Origin of the sequence: Aminobacter sp. NyZ550, assembly GCF_025628925.2 — a bacterium.
GTDB lineage: Bacteria > Pseudomonadota > Alphaproteobacteria > Rhizobiales > Rhizobiaceae > Aminobacter > Aminobacter ciceronei.
The window spans coordinates 1,700,001-1,702,500 of record NZ_CP114190.1 but is presented as its reverse complement, the minus strand read 5'-3'; the positions used below and the strand labels follow the sequence as shown (position 1 = coordinate 1,702,500).

The 2,500-nt window shown below is 53.3% G+C and carries 1 rRNA gene (running past both ends of the window); it reads right to left on the bottom strand.

The features are described from left to right. Positions 1 to 2,500, bottom strand: a 23S ribosomal RNA gene (locus N7E70_RS08515) (it extends past both window edges: 299 nt to the left, 13 nt to the right).

Here is a 2,500-nt window from a genome sequence, read left to right as displayed (position 1 = left end):
TGAACCCAACTCACGTACCGCTTTAAATGGCGAACAGCCATACCCTTGGGACCTGCTCCAGCCCCAGGATGCGATGAGTCGACATCGAGGTGCCAAACAACCCCGTCGATATGGACTCTTGGGGGTCATCAGCCTGTTATCCCCGGCGTACCTTTTATCCGTTGAGCGATGGCCCTTCCACACGGGACCACCGGATCACTATGACCGACTTTCGTCTCTGCTCGACTTGTCAGTCTCGCAGTCAGGCGGGCTTATGCCATTGCACTCGACGACCGATTTCCGACCGGTCTGAGCCCACCATCGCGCGCCTCCGTTACTCTTTAGGAGGCGACCGCCCCAGTCAAACTACCCACCATACATTGTCCCGGACCCGGATAACGGGCCGCGGTTAGACATCCATAGAGATAAGGGTGGTATTTCAAGGGTGGCTCCACCAAGGCTGGCGCCCTGGCTTCAAAGCCTACCACCTATCCTACACATGCCACTACGAATGCCAATGTAAAGCTATAGTAAAGGTGCACGGGGTCTTTCCGTCTAACCGCAGGAACCCCGCATCTTCACGGGGAATTCAATTTCACTGAGTCTATGCTGGAGACAGCGGGGAAGTCGTTACGCCATTCGTGCAGGTCGGAACTTACCCGACAAGGAATTTCGCTACCTTAGGACCGTTATAGTTACGGCCGCCGTTTACTGGGGCTTCGATTCAAAGCTTGCACCTCTCCTCTTAACCTTCCAGCACCGGGCAGGCGTCAGACCCTATACGTCGTCTTGCGACTTCGCAGAGCCCTGTGTTTTTGATAAACAGTCGCTACCCCCTGGTCTGTGCCACCCTCACCCTGCTTGCGCAGGAAAGGGTCACGCTTCTTCCGAAGTTACGCGTGCAATTTGCCGAGTTCCTTCAGCATAGTTCTCTCAAGCGCCTTGGTATACTCTACCAGTCCACCAGTGTCGGTTTCGGGTACGGTCTATAAGGAGGAGCTATTTCCTGGAACCACTCCGCTGCAGGGATCAATCCAATAAGACCCCACAACATACGTGATCCGTCACTTCCTCCAGGCCCACGAATATTAACGTGGTTCCCATCGTCTACGCATTTCTGCCTCGACTTAGGGGCCGGCTAACCCTGCTCAGATTAGCTTTAAGCAGGAACCCTTGGACTTTCGGCGGGGGTGTCTCTCACACCCCTTACGTTACTCATGTCAGCATTCGCACTTCTGATACCTCCACCGCCCCTCACAGGTACGGCTTCGTCAGCTTACAGAACGCTCCGCTACCGCTTGCAGCAAGCTGCAAACCCTAAGCTTCGGTGTATGGCTTTAGCCCCGGTACATTTTCGGCGCAAAGACCCTTATTTAGACCAGTGAGCTGTTACGCTTTCTTTAAATGATGGCTGCTTCTAAGCCAACATCCTGGTTGTTTTGGGATCCTCACATCCTTTCCCACTTAGCCATAACTTGGGGACCTTAGCTGTAGGTCAGGGTTGTTTCCCTTTTCACGACGGACGTTAGCACCCGCCGTGTGTCTGCCGACTAGTACTCCCAGGTATTCGGAGTTTGGTTAGGTTTGGTAAATCGGTGAGATCCCCTAGCCCATCCAGTGCTCTACCCCCTGGGGTATTCGGTCGACGCTCTACCTAAATAGATTTCGCGGAGAACCAGCTATTTCCGAGTTTGATTGGCCTTTCACCCCTAGCCACAAGTCATCCCGAACTATTGCAACAGTTATGGGTTCGGACCTCCAGTAAGTGTTACCTTACCTTCATCCTGCTCATGGCTAGATCACTCGGTTTCGGGTCTAATGCGTCGAACTGAACGCCCTGTTCAGACTCGCTTTCGCTGCGCCTACACCTACCGGCTTAAGCTTGCTCGACACACTAAGTCGCTGACCCATTATACAAAAGGTACGATGTCACCATTTCAGGCTCCATCTGTTTGTAGGCAACCGGTTTCAGGTACTCTTTCACTCCCCTTGTCGGGGTGCTTTTCACCTTTCCCTCACGGTACTAGTTCGCTATCGGTCATGCACGAGTACTTAGGCTTGGAGAGTGGTCTCCCCATGTTCAGACAGGATTTCACGTGTCCCGCCTTACTCAAGGACGATTGATCGCATTACGCGTACGGGGCTGTCACCCACTATGGCCCTACTTTCCAGAAGGTTCCGCTTGTCTCTCAATCGCCACTGGCCTGGTCCGCGTTCGCTCGCCACTACTTGCGGAGTCTCGGTTGATGTCCTTTCCTACGGGTACTTAGATGTTTCAGTTCCCCGCGTTCGCCACTTTACCCCTATGTATTCAGGGTAAGTTACCTAATAACGATACTTGTAAACCACAACAGCCGCCGAACTTGCGCTCGCCGACTGCTCTGATTTTACAAGTATCTTAGGTGGGTTTCCCCATTCGGAAATCGTCGGATCAAAGGGTATTCGCACCTCCCCGACGCTTATCGCAGCGTATCACGTCCTTCATCGCCTGTGCATGCCAAGGCATCCACCAATTGCCCTT